Raw genomic sequence first — 22,476 nt, 5'->3', positions numbered from 1 at the left:
GTTTATTTTTTTACTAAAAATTGCTTTACCGCAAACTTTAAGTACTTAAGGCACTCAAAACTTATAACCCATTACAACAACTACTCAATAATCGCCTCATAAATCAAGCGTTGAATTTCTGTTCTGATACCTTCTTTCAAAAGTATATTATTATTGGCGTTAGGATAGGTTCTATTTGATAAAAACACATAGATAATTTCCTGTTCTGGATCTGCCCAAGTATAAGTTCCCGTAAAACCTGAATGCCCAAAACTTGATAGAGACACACAGCCACAAGTTGGTCCCTTAGTACCTTTCTGAGGTTTATCAAAGCCAATACCTCTTCTTACGCCACTTCCACAGTAGTAACAGAAATTAAACTTATCAATCGTCTCAGGCTTTAAATAACGTTTCCCGCCATAATAGCCTTTTTGAAGGTACATCTGCATAATTTTTGCAACATCATTACTATTACTAAAAATACCAGCGTGCCCACCCACCCCATTTTGCATGGCGGCACCCATATCATGAACATAGCCTTGAATGGTTTGATGTCTGTAATAATCGTCTATTTCTGTTGGTACCAACTGCGAATTACTAAAAATCGCGGCTGGATTGTAAGTGGTATGATTCGCGCCCAAAGGTTGGTAAAAATGCTCTTGAACCAAGTCATCCAAACCTTTCTCATAATATTCCTCAATATATTTTTTTAAGATGAAATATGGGAAATCACTGTATTTATAGTTCAAACTTACCAACAAATCGCTCTTTTTTATTATTTCCTGAATTGTATCAGGATAGTCATGTCTTAAATATAATTCATCAGCCACCTTAACGCTAAACATTGGACTTGAAACGCGTCGGTAATATTTGGGATCTGGCTTTTTGGTGGCATCCAAGGTAGCGGTGTAGAATGGAATCCAAGGTTTTAATCTGGCATAGTGCGATAACATCTGCTTTAAAGTGACATTCTTCTTGTTGGAATTTTTGTATTCCGGCAAAATCTCAGACAATTTTGTGTCCGTAGACACAATGCCTCGTTCTTCCAATTCCATTAATAAGGGTAATGTTGCCAATATTTTTGTAAGAGAAGCCACATCGTACATGTCATCCAAGTCCACTTTTTCTTTACCTTCATAAGTGTGTTTGCCAAATGCTTTATTGTAAATGACTTTACCTTTACGAGCCACTAAAATCTGTAATCCCGGAGCTGCTTTACGATCAATGGTGATTTTAGCCATCGAATCTAATTTTTTCAATTTTTCAGAACTCATCCCCACAGATTCTGGCAGGCCATAACTCAAAGATTGGATGGCATTATAGATAAACCCATCGCCAACCTTAAAATGCTCCCCGGTAGAAACAGGCAAGGTTCCTAACGCTGGGATAGCACCAAAAATAAGTTGTGCTGATTTACGCATAGAAATCTCACTATTTTGATAGCTGACGACAATTCCTTCAATATTTTCTATAGAATGTAAATCGATAAGTGCATAAGGTCTTGCAAAAACGTCTAAAATAACGGTATTGGTCCGTGCCATTTCATAAAGCCAAACCATCTCTTTATCTGAAAATTGATAAGGTTTCCACGGATTGACATTGGATTTATGAAATCCGACGATCACCGTATTATAGTTTTGAAGTTTGGTAATCAACTCATCCAGTTTTGCAGCCTTGATGTGATGCACTTTGGTATATTTTCTCAACTCATCCAGATAAGCCGAATTATCGATGGCATCACCCATTTCCACATAGGCTATTTTCTTGGTTTCCAGATGTCTTAATGGCAGGATTTCCTTTTGATTACGTACAACTGTTATGGCATTTTCCATGACTTTTTCGTAGAGCAAATCATCCTTCAAACGGTTCAAGTCCTTCACTAAATTTTTGGTGGCTATTGGACTGTATTTATGAAGGCCAACTTTATACTTCGCCATTAAAATCTTTTTCACAGAATGTGCCAAGCGCTCTTCGGTAACCTCGTTGGCTTCATAGGCCGCAACAATCTTATCAATGGCCACAGGCACATTTTCAGAAATTAAAAGCACATCATTCCCAGCCAAAAATGCCGCGAGATCAATATCTCCAGGTTTGCTAAAGTTGGAAACACCCTTCATTTCCAAGGCATCTGTAAAAATCAAGCCCTCAAACTGTAAGCGTTCCTTTAAAATATCAGTAATAATATGTTTTGATAAAGATGATGGCGTTCCATCTTTTGGCTCCAGACTAGGCACGTTCAAATGCGCCACCATAACACTGGACAAACCTTCTTGGATTAATTTTTTATAAGGATATAACTCAATAGAATCAATACGTCTGGCGTTGAAGTTTATAGTTGGTAATGTTTTATGGCTGTCGGTATCTGTATCGCCATGTCCGGGGAAATGTTTCGCATTTGCCAACACCCCAGCATCTTGCATGCCTTTCATAAATGCCAAACCTTTGGCCGTCACATTATCTCTATCCTCACCAAAGGAGCGGTTTCCAATAATGGGATTTTTCGGATTGGTATTAATATCGACCGTTGGAGCAAAATTAAAATGGACTCCAATGCGCTTGCTATGTTCCCCAATTTGCCTGCCCACCTGCTCCACAAGCTTATCATCAGTGATGGCGCCAAGCGTCATATTATAAGGAAATGCATAAGTGGAATCCAAGCGCATGCTCAAACCCCATTCCGCATCCATCCCAATCAGCAAAGGCACATTAGAAATGGCTTGATAGATATTGTTTAATTTGGCCTGTTTAACTGGACCGCCCGTAGAATAGATAATCCCACCAATTTGTTGGGTGTTGATCAATCTGGCCACTTCAGCTTCATTGGATTTATTGTTATTTGACACCGCTCTTGCCATGAATAATTGCCCTACACGTTGTCGCGTATCCAAACTGTTATACACACTATCCACCCACTTTTGCTGAGCTATTGGGTCTTTTGCCAATAAAGGATTTACTGGCATTTGTGCGAAACTATGGAATGAAATAAAAAAGAATATAACGAGGGAAACTACGAAGCGCATATAAATTTGGGTCTTTTTAAGAATCTAATTACCAATATAAAATAGAGCGGCAAAATACCACTTTTACCTAGAAGGTAATAGTACTTTAAGATAGTTTTATAAAGAAGCTAAATAACAAAGTTTATTCTGACACTTAGAACTTACTTGATAAATCTACTGTGCCAGCTTTCACTTGCAGGAACCTCCCAATTTTCATTGAACTCAGCAATATTATTGACCAGATTATTGAAGACGATGGTGTTCTTTGAGACTGCCTTTTCTTTGGCCATTTTTTTGAAATCCAATAAGGTTTTGTAGGCAATAAAATCACCTTGTTTATAGGACACGTTCATCTTGTCCATAAGATCTACGTTATATTCCTTCTCCAATTGCTGAATAAAATGGACTGAAGCATCAATACTACACCCTGTTGCAGTGCTTAAGTTTTGATTTATGGCAATGACTATAAATCGTTTATATTTAATGGTATAGCCAGATTGTAAATCGGCGCCATGAGCCGTCCAATTGGATATAAAGGTGTCTAATTTGGACTCTATTTCTGAAATCTCTTCATCCGTAAAAGATCGGTTTGCTTGGTAAATCCACACTCTTGATTCTTCCGGTAAGGTATTAAAATCGACTAGCATAATTTTGTTTTTTTCTAACTACAAAAGTACACAATTACATCCAATCTCTATCTCAGGATTCAATCTTAAATAATAGCAAATCTAAGATGGATTTTGCTTTTTCTTCCGTGATGTATGGGATTTTAACTTTATCAGATGCCGTAGCAACGTAGATGGATGCGATGTTTCTTCGCTTTTGAAAAATGCTCTGTTTTAATTCAACAGATTGAATTTTATGCAACTCGCTGATATTTCGCACACGATCAATGAATCCGTTGTTAATGGTGAGATATTCATCGGTAATTTGATAGCTGGACTTTTTATAAGTAAAATGGACAAAAAGCACGATCCAAGAGATAATGACGATATTGATCAACCAAAAGTAATTTCCGAAGATAAAATAAGCAGGAATATTTATAAAAGCGCCAATAATAAGAGAACGAAGCACAAGTAAACGTATATAATAAACATCTGGTTTTTCAAACGTTCCTTCACCATTATAATTAACGAAAACTTTCTGAACCAAATGCGCCACCTGATGTTTCTCCAAAGCGACGATCTTAAAGTTTCTTTGTTGCTTTTTATTGATCATGGCCTGTTTGATGGACAAGGTATGTAAACCGAAATATTGTTTTAACCGATTGGTTTTAATGATGATATTCTGAATTTTTACAGGCACCAATATCAAGGAGAGCTTATTAAATAAACCCTTGTTAATTTCGATGGTATCTTCATTTTCAACAACTTCCAAATTGAAATTAGAAATAAATGTGCTGATGATAGAAAATAGCATGGATCCCAAAATAGCGAGACCTACAATAAACACATTCGCCAATATCAGACTGAGAATACTACCGGTTTCAAAATTGACTGAAGATTGTAATCGATCAGAAATGCCAAGGTCTTGAAGGTAGTTTTCAAATTCATTGTATAATCCAAATACAAAAGAAACGATGATCAAAAAGCTTTTGATATGATTTTGCGAAATGCCTTCTAAAAACAATCGCTTGATCGAAGCCTTAAAGAACACTATGCTTTGAAAGGGTTCATCAATCACATCAGGATCTGTAATTTGTTTTTTAACGAACAATTGCTTTTTAAGATCAAGAGCAGTAGCACGGCTTAAAGCATTAATTTCAATTTCAGCCTTATCATCACCCGCAGTTTCAATGGTTAGCGAAACTACATTAATCATTTGCTGGATAAAGTTTTGCTTAATGTTGATGTTTTGGATCTTAGACTTGGGAATGATGGTCATATCCTTATTGATGATACCAGATGACAAATAAAACTGGTCTTGATCCAAGTGAAATTTAAAGTTGAGATACTTGAGAATGGCCACAATAAAAATTAATAAAAAAACACCCAGAATTATGAGCGTGAGGTTTGTTGTGGTTAAAAATGATAGGGATTCCTTTTTAGACAAAGACAAGCCCAATGCCAAAAAAAGAACAAAGAAACGCCTAATGAATTTGAAGGTATTAAGTGCAAAGATGACAAGTATGCCTTTGGAAGATTGCCGTGCCGGATGAGAAAAATCAATCGGTTTCATTCACCTTTTTACTTAAAAAATCATTGATTTGTTTTGCCTCAGCATAGTTCAAGCCATCAATCCTCAAATCAATCCCCGATTCGCCCGCGGTGAAAATCTTTAAGGTTGCCAAGTTAAATCTTCTGGATAACCAACTACGGGAAATTTCTAAATGCTGAATACGTGAAATAGGAACTGCTGAAATTGAATTTACCAAAAGCCCCTTTGAATAGATCACATCTTCCTCCCTTATGGCATATTTCCGCTTTTTGAAGGCCAATATCGCACCTACAAAATTAAGGACACATAAGAAGACGCAAACCGAAAGCAAATACCAGAATGCCATATGGAAATTTTCGTGCACAACCATAAATTTGGCAAAGAACAATGCCGCAATTAAGAGGCTATAAAAAAACACTCTGTTGATTACAATAATCTTAAGATACTGTTTTGAAATAGGTTTTAATTCTACATCATCAATAGAAGGCAAAGAATCCAAATTGATTTGCTGATTGGTGAACATAGGTTTCCTAAGTGTTTGTTTTATAAACGGGTTTGTTTTATCTTGTTTTGCAAGATTTCGATTAGTCAATTCCCAGTAAATGATCTAGTAAAATTATCTGATGTACACTCTAGATGCTCCGGCTTATAAGGTAAATAGACTGGGATTTTATTCAATTAAATCTATATGTCGATCATGATAGCCCAATAAATACAGAACACCATCCAATCCGATACTGGATATCGCACTTTGTGCATTATTTTTTACTTTTGGTTTGGCGTGGAATGCAATCCCCAATCCCGCAAGATTGAGCATTGGCAGGTCATTTGCACCATCACCAACAGCTATGGTCTGATTGATGTGAATTCCTTCTCTCTTGGCAATTTCTTTAAGGTATTCTGCTTTTTTTTCACCATCCACAATCTCTCCGATATAGTTCCCGGTGAGCTTTCCATCTATGATTTCCAATTGGTTGGCGTACACATAATCGATACCTAATTCCTTTTGCAAATAATTCCCGAAATAGGTAAATCCGCCAGATAAAATCGCTGTTTTAAAGCCATATTTTTTAAGGGTGTCAATAAGTCTTCTTGCGCCTTTTGTGATCGGTAAATTGATGGCAACATCCTGCAGTACATCTTCGCTTAAACCTTTTAACAGTTTCATCCGACGTATAAAACTTTCACTAAAATCAATTTCACCATTCATGGCAGATTCTGTAATCGCTTTTACTTCATCTCCAACGCCTGCCAATTCGGCCAATTTATCGATAACTTCAGCTTGGATCAATGTGGAATCCATATCAAAGCATACCAAACGTCTGTTGCGTCTATAAATATTATCTTCTTGAAAGGAAATATCGACACTCAGATCGTGTGAAATTTGCATGAATTTAGCAGTCAATTCCGATTTGTTATCAATTTTACCTCGAATTGATAATTCTATGGATGCTCTTGGATATTCTTCCTTTTTAATTAAAGACAAACGACCGGTCAGTCTTTTTATAGCATCAATATTTAAGTTCTTTTCTGAAATAACTTCAGTGACTTTAGAAATCTGCTCTGCCGTTAATTTTTCACCTAAAATGGTGATAATATAACGGTCCTTACCTTGGTTACTTACCCACTTTTCGTAATCTTCAGAAGTAATAGGTTTGAATTTAGCTTTAACACCAAGCTCATAAGCTTTAAACAATAAATCCTTTAAAACTGCAGCGGATTTGTCTCCTGATTCAATTTCAAATAAAAAGCCCAAGGATAAGGTATCGTGAATATTGGCTTGCCCAATATCCAATACTTTAGCGCCATACTGGGCTAAAACATTGGTCAAACCTGAAGTTAATCCAGGTTTATCTTGTCCTGAAATGTTTAATAGAAATATCTCTGTGGCCATTATAAATCCTGAGCATTCGCTATTAATTCCGCAATATCCATTACGGCAATTTCAGATTCTTTATTTGTTGATTTCACGCCATCAGTCATCATCGTATTGCAAAATGGGCAACCAGCGGCTATAATATCTGGTTTCACCTCGATGGCTTCCTCCGTACGTTTAACGTTTATTTCTTTATTCCCTGGCTCTGATTCTTTAAACATTTGAGCGCCACCCGCACCACAACAAAGTCCACGTGATTTGCAACTCTTCATTTCCACCAATTCAGCATCCAGTTTGCGTATCAAATCTCTTGGTGCTTCATAAACTTCATTGGCACGGCCCAAATAACATGGGTCATGGAAGGTGATGCGTTTGCCTTTAAATTGTCCGCCTTCAATAGTTAGGCGACCTTCATCTAAAAGTGATTTAAGAAATTGCGTATGGTGCATGACCTGATAATTACCTCCAAGTCCTGGGTATTCATTTTTTATGGTATTGAAGCAATGCGGACAAGCCGTAACGATTTTCTTGATTTCATAAGCATTAAGCACCTCAATATTGGTGACCGCCTGCATCTGGAAAAGAAATTCATTACCTGCACGTTTTGCAGGATCGCCAGTACAACTTTCTTCAGTTCCTAAAACAGCAAAGTCTACCTTTGATTTATGTAACAATTTGACAAAAGCTTTGGTCACTTTCTTTGCTCTATCATCAAAACTTCCCATGCAACCTACCCAAAAAAGGACTTCTGGTTGTTTGCCCTGAGCCATAAATTCTGCCATAGTTGGCACAATAAGTTGTTCTCTCATTTTTTATGAGTTTATATAGTTTTATACTTATTCTACTTAAAATACCTCTTGGGCTTAAATAAAATTATTCGTTCTTCCAATTCAATCTGTCCATCTGGTTGTATGGCCATGGTGCACCATTATTTTCAATATTGGTCATCATATTATTGAGTTCCATTGGTGCCGTAGATTGTTCCATGATCAAATAATTTCGCATCTCCATGATAATCGACATGGGATCGATACTCACCGGACAAGCTTCCACACAGGCGTTACATGTGGTACATGCCCACAACTCTTCACGTGTAATATAATCGTCGAGTAATTGTTTGCCATCCTCCTTAAAAACACCGCTGTTGGCATCAATATTTTTTCCTACTTCCTCCAACCGGTCACGCGTATCCATCATGATTTTGCGCGGAGACAATTTTTTACCTGTGATATTTGCCGGACATTCACTTGTACAACGACCACACTCTGTACAGGTATAGGCGTTGAGCAATTGTACCCAACTTAAATCTTGCACGTCACTAGCTCCAAATTTTGCAGGAGTTCCATCTCCTTCTCCTTCCGGTTGTGCCGCAAACGGATCGACGTTTGGATCCATCATCATTTTAACTTCTTTGGTAACGGCAGCATTGTTTTTGAACTGACCTTTGGGTACAACTTTTCCGAAGTACGTATTTGGAAACGCCAAAAGAATGTGCAAATGTTTAGAAAAATAGAGATAGTTCAAGAAAGCAAGAATTCCCAAAATGTGCATCCACCATGCGCTGCGCTCAATAATATGAATGGTGCCTTCTGAAAGTCCGCTAAAGAGTGGCGTCAAATACTGGCTGATGATATTGCCATTTTCCATCGCTTGAAATTTCAGATCCGTGGCGTTCATTATTAAGAATAATGCCATCAGAACCATTTCAATATAGAGGATATAGTTGGCGTCATTTTTAGGCCAACTGGTCATTTCATTAGCCCAGAACCGTTTGATTTTAATAATGTTTCTTCTAATCCAAAAGATGATGACAGAGATAAATACCAAAACCGCCAGAATTTCAAACACACCAATAAGAACCCCATAAAGTGGCCCGATGGATGAAAAAATACGATGTGTTCCCGCAAGACCATCAATGATAATCTCTAAAACCTCAATGTTGATGATGATAAAACCTACATAGACAATTATGTGCAAAAATCCAGAAACTGGTCTTTTGACCATTTTACTTTGTCCAAGTGCAATCATTGCCATGTTTTTCCAACGTTGGGAGGTGTGGTCACTCACATCAACATCGCGGCCCAATTTAATATTGCGGATCAGTTTTCTCACATTATTTGCAAAGAAACCAATGCCAACAATCAGCGCTATGGCAAAAAGGATATTCGGAAGGTAATTCATTATAAGGTGGTTAGTTGTTTTCTAATTCTACACGTATTTCGTCTGGTTGTGTTTTTTCATCTTCAATAATATTACCTTCAGCATCAAAACGGTTTGGTTTTTTCCCGAAAACCGAAAAATGTACATAACGTTTCGGGTTTAATTTAAAGTCCTGCAACAATTGTTCTAATTGTAAAGAGGCGCCTTCAAGATTTGTATATAACTTATCGTCATTGAGCAGTTTACCCATCGTGCCTTTCCCATCCTTTACACTTGCCAATAAATTATTGACTTCCTGAAGGGTTTGATCAAGTTCAGCAAAAGTTTTGGATATTTCAACCTGTTTAAATTCTGTAGTAATCTCCGCAAGATTTCCTGATAAAGTGTCAAAATTACCAATGGCAGAAGTTAATGCAACGTCATTTTTGGCGACTAAAGTAGTCATCGCATTTGACATGGCCCTGAAAGAAACAATGGTTTGGTTTAATTCTGCAATAGCAGCTTTAATGCCGTCTTCATCTTCATTAATGATCAATCGGTTAAAATTATTCATTAAAGAGTCGGCAGCTTTTAAGGTCACGCCCAAGTTGCTACTGATTCCCGAAAAGTTTTTGGTTAAGCTTGTAATGAGACCTTCTTCAACCTCAGATTCCAAGAAATCACCGTCTTTTGCAAGTTCCGGTCCAGGCATTGGTATAATGGCCAACGCATTCCCTCCCATAAGTCCTGTTTCATACATGCGGATCTTACTATTTTTGGAAAACTTGACATCTTCCGTCACAACAATGGTCACCAAAGTTTTACCGGTTTTATCGTCATAGGTAATTGTCTCTATTTTTCCAATTTGATTCCCTTTAATAGTCACCAAGGATGATGAACTTAGAGCATTAAAATCAAATTGGGTTTGGTAGCGATTGTGCTTTTGTAGGATATTAATGCCTTTCAAAAAATTAAATGTAAACACCATTAGGAGTACTCCTGATATTACAAGTATTGCGGTTTTAACTTCTCTGGATATTTTCAAAGTTTTTTAAGATTTAGTTGCTCACAAAATTAGGAATAAAAATATTAAGAATCTTTTTAATTAGAGGGAGAATTGATTACTGAAGATAAGTCAACACGTTGCCCATTTTGGAAAGCCACAATAAATGAGGTGGGATAGCCTTTTGACTTTGCAAATTCAACCATTTTTTTAATTTCATTATAGTCAGAAGTATCGCCATAAAAATATTTATAAAGTTTGCCCTCCTGTTCTCTGGAAATATCCTTTAAGCCTTTAAAATTAAACGATTTAGGTTCAATTTTATTTGAACTTGCTGCCAATTGCACTTTAAAAACGGTGTTGGAATACACGCGTTTATTGCTGTTTCCAGAGTTGATTTCATCATTTACAGCTTCTACGATAGTCTCCGTAATGGCGACATCTTTATAGACGTTTTGTCCCACATTTCTATCCAAGATCATTTTATAATCCATTAGCCCTTTGTAAATGGACAAAGCAACTTCATTTTGACCTTTTACCGAATTCAGATAAGCACCTTCCGGCTTGTAGGTCAAGAACCCTGTTTCTACCAAAACACTTGGCATATATGTATTATGCAACACCCAGAATCCTGCTTGTTTAACTCCTCTATCGTTTCGTTTTAAGGTTTTGGTAAAGTTATCTTGAACCAGCCTGGCCAATTGGGTACTTTGGTCAAGATACTCCTCTTGCATTAAAGTCAGGCCTATAAAGGATTCTGGCGAGTTGGGATCAAATCCGTCATAATGGGATTCATAGTTGTCCTCTAGAAAAATAACCTCATTCTCCTTTTTGGCAATTTCAAAGTTGCGTTGGTTTTCATGTAGGCCCAGAACAAAGGTTTCCGTACCGTGCGCACTAGAGTGGTGCGAGTTGCAGTGTACCGATACAAATAGGTCGGCATCGGCATTATTAGCGATTTTTGCACGATCTCTAAGAGGTACAAAAACATCCGTTTTACGTGTGTAAATCACTTTTATATTTGGATGTTTCTCTAAAGATTTGCCCACCGTCAAAACGATGTTAAGAGCAATTTCTTTCTCTTTATAACCATTTCCCACGTTACCGGGATCATTGCCACCATGACCAGCATCCAACACCACCACAAATTGACCCTTGTTTTTTTGAAAGGCCTGGGCAGGTGTTAAAAAACCAGTAAATAAACAGATACTAAATACGAAGATGTAATATAATTGCGTTCTCATAAAGGTATAAACGTATAAAAAACTTGGTTTATTTTAATTATTAAATTTTGTTTGAATAGTAATTAATCACAAAAAAATATATGTAATTTTGACTTTTCAAAAACCAAGCCATACTTTTACAAAAATACACTTAAAAGCGTTGCGTACAAAAAGCTTTCATATACTTTTTTCCCTGAGTTTTACAGTGTTTATTAACACTTTGGGGTGGGCTCAAGACCTGCCAAAAACGCAAACGCCCATCTTGCCAAAAACGGAAAATGACAGTATGAGGGTGTCCATCAACATTGACTCTCTATTGACTCCCACAGCAACACTCAAGGAAACGGATAGTATTTTGCAGGATACAATTCCAAAAAAGAAGGATTTTCTGGAGGCCGTTGTTAATTATAAAGCCAAAGAGTATGTCTCTCTTAATCAACGTTTAAAACAAACTACCTTATATAACGAAGCGGAAGTGTACTATCAGGATATGGAGATCAAGGCAGGGATAATTGTCATTGACCATAATAAAAACTTGGTTTATGCCGGACGATTAAAAGATTCCGCTGGTGTTTATTCTCAAGCCCCTACTTTTAAACAGGGTGCCAATCTTGTAGAACCAGATTCGATTATCTTCAATACAGAAACCAAAAAAGCATTGATCTTTAATTCAAAAACAGAACAAAGTGGTGGTTATATTATTGCAGATGTGACCAAAAAGGAAAATGATTCGGTTTATTTTATCAATCGCGGAAAATTCACAACGTCAGAAAACCATGAGGATCCGGAGTTTTATTTTTTAATGCGAAAAGCTAAAATTGTTCCCAATAAAAAGGTGGTCACCGGCTTGACCAATATGTATATTTATAATGTACCTACCCCTATTGGGTTGCCTTTTGCTTTTTTTCCATTGTCACAAAAACAAACTTCAGGAATTCTGCTCCCGACTTTTGGTCAAGACAGCAGGCGTGGTTATAACCTGCAAAACGGAGGGTATTATTTTGCTATAAGTGATTATGTGGATTTGTCATTGTATGGTGATTATTATACCAATGGAAGCTATGGTTTCAGAACGGAAAGCAACTATGCCGCACGTTATAAATTTAGAGGAAATCTTGGGATTAGATATGAGAGCTTAATCAACAGTGAACGTGGCTTTCCTGATTATTCAAAATCTTCCATCTATAATATCAGATGGTCACATTCTCAGGATGCAAAAGCGAATCCGAGTTCTCGTTTCTCAGCATCTGTCAACTTAGGAAGTAGTAAGTATTATCAAGAGTCTGTCAATCAAATGAATGCCTCTAACTTTCTAAATAACACCTTATCGTCATCCGTCTCTTATTCCAAATCCTTTATTGGTGAACCACAGGTCAATGTCAGTTTGACCGCCACCCACTCACAAAACACAAGGACGCAACAAATTGATATGACCTTACCTACCTTTCAGGGAAGTGTGAGCAGAATTTTCCCGTTTGCGCCAAAAGTTGGGTCTAAAAAAGGAATAATCAACAATATCAATTTTCAATATAATGTCAATGCGCAGAATAGGATAAGAACTACAGATTCACTTTTCTTTAAACCAGAAATGTTTGAGGACGCTCGTGTTGGTGTGCAGCAAAGCATTCCAATCTCTACAAACTTTAAAATATTTAAGTATTTTAGTGTTAGTGCCAATACGAATTTTCAGGAAAACTGGACTTTGAACACCATTAGAAAATATTATGATCAAGGAGAAAATGCTGTCTTAAAGGAAGATTTAACAGGCTTTGACAGTTATAGGACCTATAATTTCAGCACCAGTATTGGAACGAGCATTTATGGGATGTTCAATTTTCAAAAGCCAGGGCAAGACACTAAAATTAAGGCCATCAGACATATCATGAGGCCTTCCATAAGCTATAATATCAATCCGGCATTTGATGAGTATTATGATTCCTTTGATTATATTACTGCCAATGGCGATCTGACGCGAGCGGAATACAGTCGATTTGAAGAATCTCTTTATGGTGCACCAAATAAAAATTTCTCGAGTTCGATGGGTTTTTCATTAGGTAATAATTTTGAAGCCAAAGTAAGAGATAGGGATTCTACCAAAACTGAGCCTAAAAAAATCATTTTATTGAATAATCTCAACTTGTCGTCCTCCTATAATTTTGCCGGCGATTCTCTGCAATGGAGTCCGTTAAGGGTTTCTGGTGGAACCCAGTTATTAGACAATAAAATGAACGTCAATTTTGGAATGACCTTGGATCCATACGCTCTTGACAACAATAACCGACGTGTGGACAAATTTAACATCAGCAATGGTGGAAGTTTATTTAGGATGACCTCCGCAAGCATGAATGTGAGTTATTCTTTAAGTAGTACTAGTTTTTCAGGGCGAAAAGAGCCTGACCAAAGAGCCATCGATGAATCTGTTCTTAGTGGTGGCCGTGCAGATGATTTATTCGGGAAATCACAAAATTTTGCCGATCAACGATTGGAAGATGAAGATCGCGACCGAAGTAAAGAGGAAAAATCTGAGTTTTATAATTTCACGATTCCGTGGAGCTTGCGTTTGGCATGGGCGGTCAACTACTCCAACAGTGCACGACAAAATGAGATTTCATCAAACTCCTTGATGTTCTCAGGAGACATAGATTTGACGCCTCGTTGGACGGTGGGTGTCTCCTCAGGATATGATTTTAAAAATCAAGGTTTCACTTATACACAACTCAGGTTTGAACGTGATCTTATGAGCTGGCGGATGAACTTTAGCTGGATTCCATTTAGCGAGCGAAGTTCATGGAACTTTTTTATCGGAATCAAATCGAGTTTATTAAAGGATATCAAATACGACAAACAACGTTCGCCTGATAAAAGACTATAATTACAAAATTTAAATTCCAAATTTTAAATTCCAAGTTTAAAATAAGAATACCCTATTGAGGGAAAAAAATAAAATACGATTCATTATGAAAACAATCATCAACACACCAAATGCTCCTGCACCAATAGGACCTTATAATCAAGCTATCTTAACGGGGAATACGCTATATACTTCCGGACAAATAGCTTTTGATCCAAAGACCAATGAACTTGTCCTTGATTCCATTGTTGCGGAAACCAAGCAGGTGATGGAAAACCTGAAAGCCGTTTTAGCTGCTGCCGATATGACTTTTGAAAACGTTGTCAAATCGTCTATTTTTATCAGCGATATGAACAATTTTGGACAAATCAATGAGGTTTATGGTGGCTATTTTAATGAAGCTACTGCCCCAGCAAGAGAAACGGTAGAAGTAGCCAATCTTCCTAAATTTGTGAATGTTGAGATCAGTATGATTGCGGTGAAGTAATCCCAAAATTCAATATTCTCAATATAAAAAAAGCAGTGTCGTTGTTTAAAAACTGACACTGCTTTTTTATTTTATTACTTACCCTTCAATGGGTTTTAATATCCTGTGGTTCTTAATTTAATTCCGAATTTAGCTTTGAAATTTCCTTGTATGATAACCCACCAAACCTTCAATAGGTCGGCGTACAAAATTCCCTGCAGTGAAACCCATTTCTTCTGCTATTTCAAGAATCTGATCTTTAGCGAAAAAAGCTATTGATCCAGCAAAATGAACCGGAACCGTTTTAACTTCGTCCTTATATTGGAAAATCATGTTTCTTGCAAATATTCGCATGCCTTCTTTAATCATCTCTTGGATATAGGTTGAATCTATATTCAAAAACAGAAATTCTGCAAAATTCGCTAAATAAGCATTAGGACTTGGTTGCTTATAGAGATTGTATTTAATGTAATCTGCGTCCATATTATATTTGTCCGCAAAGGATATTTTTATCGCTTCTGGCATATGATTAAAGTAATAATCACGTACCAATTGTTTCCCAAAATAATTGCCTGAAGCATCATCCATTAAAGTATATCCCAACGATTGTATGCGCTGATCTATTTTTTCGCCGTCGTAATAACTGCAATTTGAACCAGTACCCAAGATGCAAACTATGGCGGATTCATCATCATTATTCAAAGTCGCCCTTACGGCAGCCATGGTATCTTCAGTAACTTCAACCTCCGCGTTTACAAAAATATCTTCGAGGACTCGTTTAAGTAATAATTTCGGATTTTCAGTACCACAACCGGCACCATAAAAGAACACATGAGTAACGTCGCGCTTGATTAAAGCCAATTCTTCACTCTTTCTTATAATCTTGTAGAGTTTCTTCTCCTTAAGAATTTCTGGATTCAAACCACCGGTCCTTATTTTTTCCTGTAATTGCTTTCCGCTTTGATCTACTGAAATCCAGTCGGCTTTTGTAGAACCACTATCAACTATTAATATCATGTGTTTATTGAATGAAAAAATCCGTATAAGTTCAAATCTCAATAAATTTAGTGAACCTACACGGATTGATATGGGTTAATTATAAAGAATGGATGTGTTCTGCCAATTCAACCAACTTGGTAGAATATGCGAATTCGTTATCATACCATCCCACTACTTTGAAGAATCTTGAATTTAGCTCAATTGAAGCATCGGCATCAAATACACATGTGTTTGTTTCTCCCACAAAATCTTGAGAAACCACCAACTCATCAGTATACCCAACGATACCTTTCATCTCCCCTTCAGAAGCATCCTTAAAGGCTTTTTTGATCGCATCCAAAGAAGTTTCCTTAACAGTTCTTACTGTTAAATCCACCACCGATACGTTTGCAGTTGGTACGCGGAATGCCATCCCTGTTAATTTTCCATCCAATTTAGGAATTACTTTTCCTACAGCTTTTGCAGCACCTGTTGAAGCAGGTATAATGTTCAGTAACGCACTTCTACCTCCTCTAAAATCTTTTTTAGAAGGGCCATCAACCGTTAACTGTGTAGCAGTTGTTGCGTGTACCGTAGTCATCAATGCTTCTTCAATACCAAAATTATCATCCATAATTTTCGCCATTGGAGCCAAACAGTTTGTGGTACATGAGGCATTAGATACAATTTTATCTGAAGCTTTCACCTCTTTGTGGTTAACCCCCATAACAAACATTGGAGCATCTTTACTTGGTGCAGAAATAACTACTTTCTTGGCACCTGCCTCAATATGGTAATTTGCAGATTCTAAAGTGGTGAAAATCCCGGTACAATCAGCAACTACGTCTGCTCCTACTTCATCCCATTTAAGGTTACGTGGATCTCTTTCAGCGGTTACACGAATAGTTTTTCCATTGACAACTAAATGGCCGTCTTTAACTTCAACCGTACCATCAAATCTACCGTGTACAGAATCATACTTTAATAAATAAGCTAAATGCTCGACTTCCAATAAGTCATTGATTCCTACTATTTCTACATTTGGTTTGTTTAAGGTTGCTCTAAACACAATTCTCCCTATTCTTCCAAAACCGTTTATTCCTAATTTTAAATTTGACATTTTTTATATATTTTATTAATATTATTATTAATTATTTATTTACACTCTTCCCCTTCATATCCATTAAGCACATGATGGCGAAGCAAGTTTTACGTGGTCATAATTTCTGACACACGTAGTAATTCCCTATCTATTTTTGACTTTCCTTTGACAGCCTCTCTTAAATGGGTCAATTCCATTTTCTCATTGAGCAAACCAACCATATAATTCGTTTTTCCTTCCAACAGTGTTTCTACAGCTTTTACGCCCATTCTACTGGCCAAAACCCTATCAAAACATGAAGGTGCTCCCCCGCGTTGCATATGGCCCAAAACAGAAACCCTAACGTCATATTCGTCCATATTGGCTTCAACATAATCTTTCAGCTCAAAAACGTTTTTTCCTATTTTATCACCTTCAGCTACCACAACAATACTCGAAGATTTGCCTGAACGTTTACTTCTATGTAAAGATTCCAAAAGACGTTCAAGACCCAAATTCTCTTCAGGAATCAAAATCTCTTCTGCACCGGCACCAACACCAGCATTCAATGCAATATGCCCCACGTCACGCCCCATAACTTCCACAAAAAATAAGCGGTTATGAGAACTTGCAGTATCTCTGATTTTATCTATACAATCTACTACAGTATTTAATGCGGTATCAAATCCGATGGTATGTGTGGTTCCGAAAATATCATTGTCTATCGTACAAGGAATCCCAATAATGGGGAAATCATATTCCTTATTGAAAACCAATCCGCCATTGAACGTTCCGTCTCCACCAATAACAACAAGCGCATCAACATTGGCTTTTATAAGTTGGTCATGAGCAAATTTGCGACCTTCAGGTGTCCTGAATGCTTTTGAACGAGCAGATTTAAGAACGGTTCCGCCCTTGTTGATAATCCCTTTGACACTACGTGCGTCCATGGGCTTAAAATCACCTTCCATTATCCCTTCGTATCCACGATAGATACCTACACATTCTATATTATGATAGGCACAGGTTCTGACTACGGAACGAATGGCTGCATTCATTCCTGGAGCGTCGCCTCCCGAGGTCATAACCCCTATTTTTTTTATATTTTTTGACATTTAAATTTTTTAGTAAAGTAAAATTACTAAACATATACTATAATAAAGACGGGATTTGTGATATTTTACTGGGTATTAGGGAATTCAATCGATTTCGTTAATAACTAAATGGAAATTGTTAAAAAAACAGATGGTTTAATTCTCCTTTTTATCTGATTTCTTCTTCATTTTGACATATTCAGGAAGCGGATTTTCTTCTCTCGTGCCTACATTTTTAGTTTCAACCGCCTGATTATCTTTTCTATTTTTTCCTGAAAAGATGATTCTCAGCAATTCCCTAAACGTGTCAAATTCCACATTATAGGATAATCCAACGCCTTGAGTATAGCCAATTTCCTCACCAAAATTCCGAATGTTATTTTCTCTATTAAAAAATTTCGCAGATAAGGTTCCGTCCTCATTCAACAGAAGCTCTATTTCAGCATCTCCAGCAATAACCGTTTCATTGACACCCCCAATTGGCACTCCAACTTTCCCGTTAAACAACACGCGATCGCTGATTTTAGTACTTAAGGTCAAGCCTAAACGATCATCTGATCTGTAATCCGGTGTTTGCTCTCCTGCTTGAAAATTTAGGCCCAATTTGAGCTTATCATCGTCACTTGAAAGCAAGTCATTGAACAGACTGTTCACACGATCTGCAATGGTACCATAAGCTTGTTGGCCTAAACTGATTTCACTGGCAAAAGAACCTGTCGCCAATAGAAAAAGTGCTTGGTTCTCTCTGCTTTCCTTAGTTTCCAGTCGGTATTCAAGCTCTGACCTTACGGTTGAACTCGCATTGGGGAAGGCCAAGTTAAAATCTGGAGTGGGCTGTTCCAACTGTCCTGTAAGGTTAATTTCCACATTTACCGGGATACTTCGGTTGATCGGATTATCCAATAAAACCGATGGATTGGCCTCTGTTTTGTAAATGGCCTTTAAATTGATTTGCGCCTTTAAGGCATCACCTTCCCAAATAATACTGCCACCAGGTTCAACGACCAAATTTTTCTGTATCAAACCACCATAAGAGAAGTTATAAATTCCCTTAAACACTGAAAAATCTCCCCACATTTTAAACTTTCCGTTGGTATTGATTTCAAACAATAGGTTGCCTTCTCCACTGCCCTGAATGGTGCTTCCGGAGTTTCTATCAATGACAATTTCAATATCCGCATTCTGATTGATATTTAAGTCGAACTTTAGCTCCAAACCTTTGACCTGGGTTTCGGTAATGATTTCTCCCTTTAAACGGGCGGCTTTTTCTTCGGGACTCAAAAAGTGGATATATGAGTTGTCTCCAAAACTTTCAACATCATTCAATGGAATCTTAAATACAGTGCCTTGAGACGTACTGCCATCCACTTCAATCACCAATTGATCTGTTGGTCCATAAATGCTTGCAGAACCGTTCATAAACGCTGTTCCATAATACAGTGCATCTTCCGCATCTTCCGTGTTTAAAACCAATAATCGGTTGGTCTCAATATCCAAACCTAATTTCCAATCAGAAAAATTATGATGCGACATAAATCCGTTCAATGTCGCTTTTGAAAAGAATTCAGAATCTGTAAGCACCACATCATTAAAAACAAATCTTTGGTCTTTTAAAGTGACTTCTGAATCAAAGTCGAAGGCATAATCCACATTCAAATACGGTATGGCCAATCCTGCATTGTCCAAAATAAGCGTTCCTTCAATTTGTGGTTTTTTCAATTGTCCAGAAACCGTAACCTCCCCTGATGCCAACCCTCGGATATTTGTGATGACATCCGCACCAAAAACATTGAGTGGTTCCAAATCAAATTCATCAAATGAAACGTCCAGATCAATATTGGAATTGGTTGCGCTAACGTCAATATTACCCGTGACGTCCAATGACTTCAAATTGTCGTTCCTTAAAGATAAGTCGACAATATAATTGGTAAGCGATTGGTTACCCACAATATCCGCTTTTAAATCACCCAGCATATAATCATTAAACGTAAAATTTTCAATGCTCAAGTTTGAATCCGGCACATAGACTCCGTTTTGTTGCAGAATGTCCAATTTACCGTTCAAAATACCACCAAAACTGAGGCTGTCTATAGTGGGTGTCACTTTATTGAGATCCACGTCCATGAAACTGAGCTTGATATCTTTATAAGTAGAATCCCGCAACATACCTGATAATTGAATTTCTTCATCTTTATGATTGAAGACGACATCAGAAATATTAAACTCCCTGAAATCTCTATCAAAAGTTACTTTATTGAGTTGGTCTTTCTGTGCATTTACAATCCAATCATTTTCCTTAAGGGTAATATTTGACCTTTTAAAACCCACAACAGATTTGTTATCTGCATCGATAGTGTAAAACAAACTCAAATTGTAATGGTCTTTATTGAGTTTGCCGCCATTAAATTCAGATTTGATAAACAGGGTGTCCCTTACCGTAACGTTGATAAGGTTGAACTTTGAGACGTTGTAAAACTTGGTATTGATGGAATCTATCTCTATAAACGTGTTAAAAAGAGGATTGCCATTGTCTATGGTTACCTGAATGTCATTAGCAAAATAATCGAGCAATTTTATCTTAGGCGAATTGAAAGTCAAATTAAATCCGCGCTGATCACTCTCAATCCGTCCCTTTACAAACGTGTTTTTTCCAAGCTCCAAGTCATGGTAAAACACTTCCACGATTTTATTGTAAATCGTAAAGTTAAAATCGATGTATTGGTCGGTTTGAACTTTATGCGGAACATAATTGGTATAAATACTGCCTATGGAGTTTTTCACCAGTTTACCAATGTCCTTAAACTTAAAGATACCACTCACCTGACCCTCAATAATATCTGGAGAATTAATTTCAACGATGCGTTCATTCTCAATAAATCGTGAAGTGATTTCAAAATCATCAAAATAGTAAGTATCGTTTTGATTGGTATAGGTTGTATTATTGAAATTAAGTTTACCAAAGGCGTCGTCAATATTTGAGCCATCCATATCCATCATTATGTCGCCAGTAAAAATGGAGATACTGTCCTTTTTGACAAAATTGAGAGCTCTTAGGTTGGCATATTCCACTTCAGCAGTAAAATCCAATGAACTGACTTCTTTTGACATATCCGCCAATCCTTTGAATTTAAATTTCAAATTTTCATCCTGAGAAACTAAATCACCGTTGAATATCTTATTTCCCAATTGACCAGAAATGTCAATATTTTGGTAGTTGTAATTGTTGTAATCCAGACTAAAAACATGCCCTTTAATGTTGGTCTTTAAATTCTCGAGCGTGAACCCCTTTCCGTCCACTTCCATGTCGAATGTGGTTTCTTTTATATTTGGATCGTTAAGTATCTCTCCAAGATCAAAATCCTCAAAAACAACATTGCCTTTGTAGCTGGCGTTGTCAATATCATTAAATCGCAACAAATTGAGATTGGATTCAATATGTCCAAGTGCTGTATTGATCTTTAAATCGGCAACAATGTCGGTGGATGTTATTTTCGTCTTTCCATAAATGGTAAAACCTCCCAATTTTGAAAAAATACTCGGGATTGAAGCGCCCAAAACATTAGGCATGAGCGATCTTAAATCATAATAATTGGATGAAAGATTGCTAAAATCACCATCCATTTCAAAAGTATTGCTCTCACTATTAAATAAGTTCTTAAAGTTGATATCGCCATAAACCTTTGTTTGACTACTGGTGTTTAGCCTCAGGTTCATCATGGTCAGGTCATTAAGTGTCCCACTCAAGCTCACGCTAAATCTAGCATGATCTTCAATACCAAATTCGTTATAAAAGGTATTCAATTCATTGAGCATCACATCAGAATCCTTAAAGGAGGCGACAACTTCCACTTTGTTGGTGAAATCCTGTAAATCTTCACGCTTGTACTTAAAGGTCAAGTCGCCAATTAGAAAAGAATTGGGTGTGGTTATGGAAAGATCGGCAAAGGTCATGTGGTCCAGGGTGTATTCAAAATCCGTAACCATGTTTTTTACGGTCAATCCTCTACTATCCTTAAAAGTGAGCGTATTTATCCGTGCACTAACATCGCTAGCATGGATCAAGAAATTGGTAGCATTCATGTTCAGATTGTTGAACTCAAGGATTTTTGGATTTTCATTGTTGTCGTTAATCATTCTGAACGTGCTTCCATAAATGGACACATCACTTGAGGACAGTAAAAACTTGCTTTTATCAGGCCTCGGATTATCTTCATCAAACCGCGCCACAAAAACATCTAAATTGGTCTGATCTTCACCTAAATATGTTCGGATATTAAAAGTTAAACCTTTTACATCAATATCGCCAAAAGTCAATTTATTATTATAAAGATTTCTGTAATTTCGAATGGAGGTGTTCAGAACATCAATACCTATTAAAGTATCTTGTTTATAATCTTCAATATAAATACCTTTAACTTCCACATCGCCATTAAATCGAAGCCCAACTTTATTGATATAGATATGGGTGCCATAATCATCATTGATGCGTTTGGTCACTTTTTTACCCAAAAATGTTTGAACTGGCGGAATAGAAAGAATCAGCACCAAAATGATGAATAGCAACACAATTATTGCTACAATTTTAGATGCTATTTTTAAAAGTTTTTTGATGCGTTTTAAAAGTTATAAC

The 22,476-nt window shown here is 37.0% G+C and carries 15 protein-coding genes; 2 read left to right on the top strand and 13 right to left on the bottom strand.

Annotated elements, in window-relative coordinates; translation table 11 throughout:
- Positions 1 to 80: 80 nt before the first annotated feature.
- The 9 genes from ESZ48_RS04530 to ESZ48_RS04490 form a co-directional block, all read right to left on the bottom strand.
- The gene (locus ESZ48_RS04530; RefSeq protein ID WP_129016143.1) at positions 81 to 2,999 is read right to left on the bottom strand and encodes a glycoside hydrolase family 3 N-terminal domain-containing protein; all 2,919 of its coding nucleotides are present in this window, start codon (positions 2,997 to 2,999) and stop codon (positions 81 to 83) included.
- Between the two features lie 140 nt (positions 3,000 to 3,139).
- Complete coding sequence (locus ESZ48_RS04525) at positions 3,140 to 3,625, bottom strand: ABC transporter ATPase (RefSeq protein WP_129016142.1); 486 nt, start codon at positions 3,623 to 3,625, stop codon at positions 3,140 to 3,142.
- 52 nt (positions 3,626 to 3,677) lie between these two features.
- A complete protein-coding gene (locus tag ESZ48_RS04520) occupies positions 3,678 to 5,156 on the bottom strand; it encodes a PH domain-containing protein (RefSeq protein WP_129016141.1) in 1,479 nt (492 codons plus the stop codon).
- Positions 5,143 to 5,658: a PH domain-containing protein gene (locus ESZ48_RS04515; RefSeq protein ID WP_129016140.1), complete on the bottom strand. Its 516-nt coding sequence runs from the start codon at positions 5,656 to 5,658 to the stop codon at positions 5,143 to 5,145. The genes ESZ48_RS04520 and ESZ48_RS04515 overlap by 14 nt, the downstream gene beginning before the upstream one ends.
- Positions 5,659 to 5,805: 147 nt before the next feature.
- A complete protein-coding gene (gene serB / locus ESZ48_RS04510; protein WP_129016139.1) occupies positions 5,806 to 7,029 on the bottom strand; it encodes a phosphoserine phosphatase SerB in 1,224 nt (407 codons plus the stop codon).
- Positions 7,029 to 7,820, bottom strand: a complete 792-nt coding sequence (locus ESZ48_RS04505) for a (Fe-S)-binding protein (protein WP_129016138.1) — start codon at positions 7,818 to 7,820, stop codon at positions 7,029 to 7,031. The genes serB and ESZ48_RS04505 overlap by 1 nt, the downstream gene beginning before the upstream one ends.
- Positions 7,821 to 7,884: 64 nt before the next feature.
- Positions 7,885 to 9,192 carry a (Fe-S)-binding protein gene (locus ESZ48_RS04500; protein ID WP_129016137.1) on the bottom strand — a complete coding sequence of 436 codons (1,308 nt, stop codon included), beginning with the start codon at positions 9,190 to 9,192 and terminating at the stop codon, positions 7,885 to 7,887.
- A gap of 10 nt (positions 9,193 to 9,202) precedes the next feature.
- Positions 9,203 to 10,195 (bottom strand): MlaD family protein, encoded by a 993-nt coding sequence (locus ESZ48_RS04495; protein ID WP_223266358.1) that lies wholly within the window; start codon positions 10,193 to 10,195, stop codon positions 9,203 to 9,205.
- Between the two features lie 56 nt (positions 10,196 to 10,251).
- On the bottom strand, positions 10,252 to 11,397 hold the full coding sequence (locus tag ESZ48_RS04490; RefSeq protein ID WP_129016136.1) for an N-acetylmuramoyl-L-alanine amidase family protein: 1,146 nt from the start codon (positions 11,395 to 11,397) through the stop codon (positions 10,252 to 10,254).
- An 88-nt stretch (positions 11,398 to 11,485) separates the two neighbouring features.
- Between ESZ48_RS04490 and ESZ48_RS04485 the strand changes: the two genes are divergently transcribed.
- Together ESZ48_RS04485 and ESZ48_RS04480 are read left to right on the top strand one after the other, a co-directional pair.
- Positions 11,486 to 14,248 (top strand): putative LPS assembly protein LptD, encoded by a 2,763-nt coding sequence (locus tag ESZ48_RS04485; RefSeq protein ID WP_129016135.1) that lies wholly within the window; start codon positions 11,486 to 11,488, stop codon positions 14,246 to 14,248.
- Between the two features lie 85 nt (positions 14,249 to 14,333).
- A complete protein-coding gene (locus ESZ48_RS04480; protein ID WP_129016134.1) occupies positions 14,334 to 14,714 on the top strand; it encodes a Rid family detoxifying hydrolase in 381 nt (126 codons plus the stop codon).
- Positions 14,715 to 14,843: 129 nt separating this feature from the next.
- On the opposite strand, the gene ESZ48_RS04475 is transcribed toward ESZ48_RS04480, so the two are convergent.
- From ESZ48_RS04475 to ESZ48_RS04460, 4 genes are all read right to left on the bottom strand, one after another.
- Positions 14,844 to 15,710, bottom strand: coding sequence for an N-acetylglucosamine kinase (locus tag ESZ48_RS04475; RefSeq protein ID WP_129016133.1), 867 nt, complete (start codon positions 15,708 to 15,710; stop codon positions 14,844 to 14,846).
- A gap of 79 nt (positions 15,711 to 15,789) precedes the next feature.
- Positions 15,790 to 16,791 carry a type I glyceraldehyde-3-phosphate dehydrogenase gene (gene gap / locus ESZ48_RS04470; protein WP_129016132.1) on the bottom strand — a complete coding sequence of 334 codons (1,002 nt, stop codon included), beginning with the start codon at positions 16,789 to 16,791 and terminating at the stop codon, positions 15,790 to 15,792.
- A gap of 89 nt (positions 16,792 to 16,880) precedes the next feature.
- Positions 16,881 to 17,867, bottom strand: coding sequence for a 6-phosphofructokinase (pfkA, locus tag ESZ48_RS04465; RefSeq protein WP_129016131.1), 987 nt, complete (start codon positions 17,865 to 17,867; stop codon positions 16,881 to 16,883).
- Between the two features lie 135 nt (positions 17,868 to 18,002).
- A complete protein-coding gene (locus ESZ48_RS04460) occupies positions 18,003 to 22,412 on the bottom strand; it encodes a translocation/assembly module TamB domain-containing protein (RefSeq protein WP_223266357.1) in 4,410 nt (1,469 codons plus the stop codon).
- Positions 22,413 to 22,476 lie beyond the last annotated feature (64 nt).

It is taken from the genome of Gelidibacter gilvus, assembly GCF_004115975.1.
Taxonomy (GTDB): domain Bacteria; phylum Bacteroidota; class Bacteroidia; order Flavobacteriales; family Flavobacteriaceae; genus Gelidibacter; species Gelidibacter gilvus.
This window is presented reverse-complemented; position numbering and strand designations above follow the sequence as displayed.

Excerpts from the sequence above, each read along its gene's own strand:
- ESZ48_RS04530 (WP_129016143.1), bottom strand. The coding sequence starts at position 2,999 with ATGCGCTTCGTAGTTTCCCTCGTTATATTCTTTTTTATTTCATTCCAT.
- ESZ48_RS04525 (WP_129016142.1), bottom strand. The coding sequence starts at position 3,625 with ATGCTAGTCGATTTTAATACCTTACCGGAAGAATCAAGAGTGTGGATT.
- ESZ48_RS04520 (WP_129016141.1), bottom strand. The coding sequence starts at position 5,156 with ATGAAACCGATTGATTTTTCTCATCCGGCACGGCAATCTTCCAAAGGC.
- ESZ48_RS04515 (WP_129016140.1), bottom strand. The coding sequence starts at position 5,658 with ATGTTCACCAATCAGCAAATCAATTTGGATTCTTTGCCTTCTATTGAT.
- serB (WP_129016139.1), bottom strand. The coding sequence starts at position 7,029 with ATGGCCACAGAGATATTTCTATTAAACATTTCAGGACAAGATAAACCT.
- ESZ48_RS04505 (WP_129016138.1), bottom strand. The coding sequence starts at position 7,820 with ATGAGAGAACAACTTATTGTGCCAACTATGGCAGAATTTATGGCTCAG.
- ESZ48_RS04500 (WP_129016137.1), bottom strand. The coding sequence starts at position 9,192 with ATGAATTACCTTCCGAATATCCTTTTTGCCATAGCGCTGATTGTTGGC.
- ESZ48_RS04490 (WP_129016136.1), bottom strand. The coding sequence starts at position 11,397 with ATGAGAACGCAATTATATTACATCTTCGTATTTAGTATCTGTTTATTT.
- ESZ48_RS04480 (WP_129016134.1), top strand. The coding sequence starts at position 14,334 with ATGAAAACAATCATCAACACACCAAATGCTCCTGCACCAATAGGACCT.
- ESZ48_RS04475 (WP_129016133.1), bottom strand. The coding sequence starts at position 15,710 with ATGATATTAATAGTTGATAGTGGTTCTACAAAAGCCGACTGGATTTCA.
- gap (WP_129016132.1), bottom strand. The coding sequence starts at position 16,791 with ATGTCAAATTTAAAATTAGGAATAAACGGTTTTGGAAGAATAGGGAGA.
- pfkA (WP_129016131.1), bottom strand. The coding sequence starts at position 17,867 with ATGTCAAAAAATATAAAAAAAATAGGGGTTATGACCTCGGGAGGCGAC.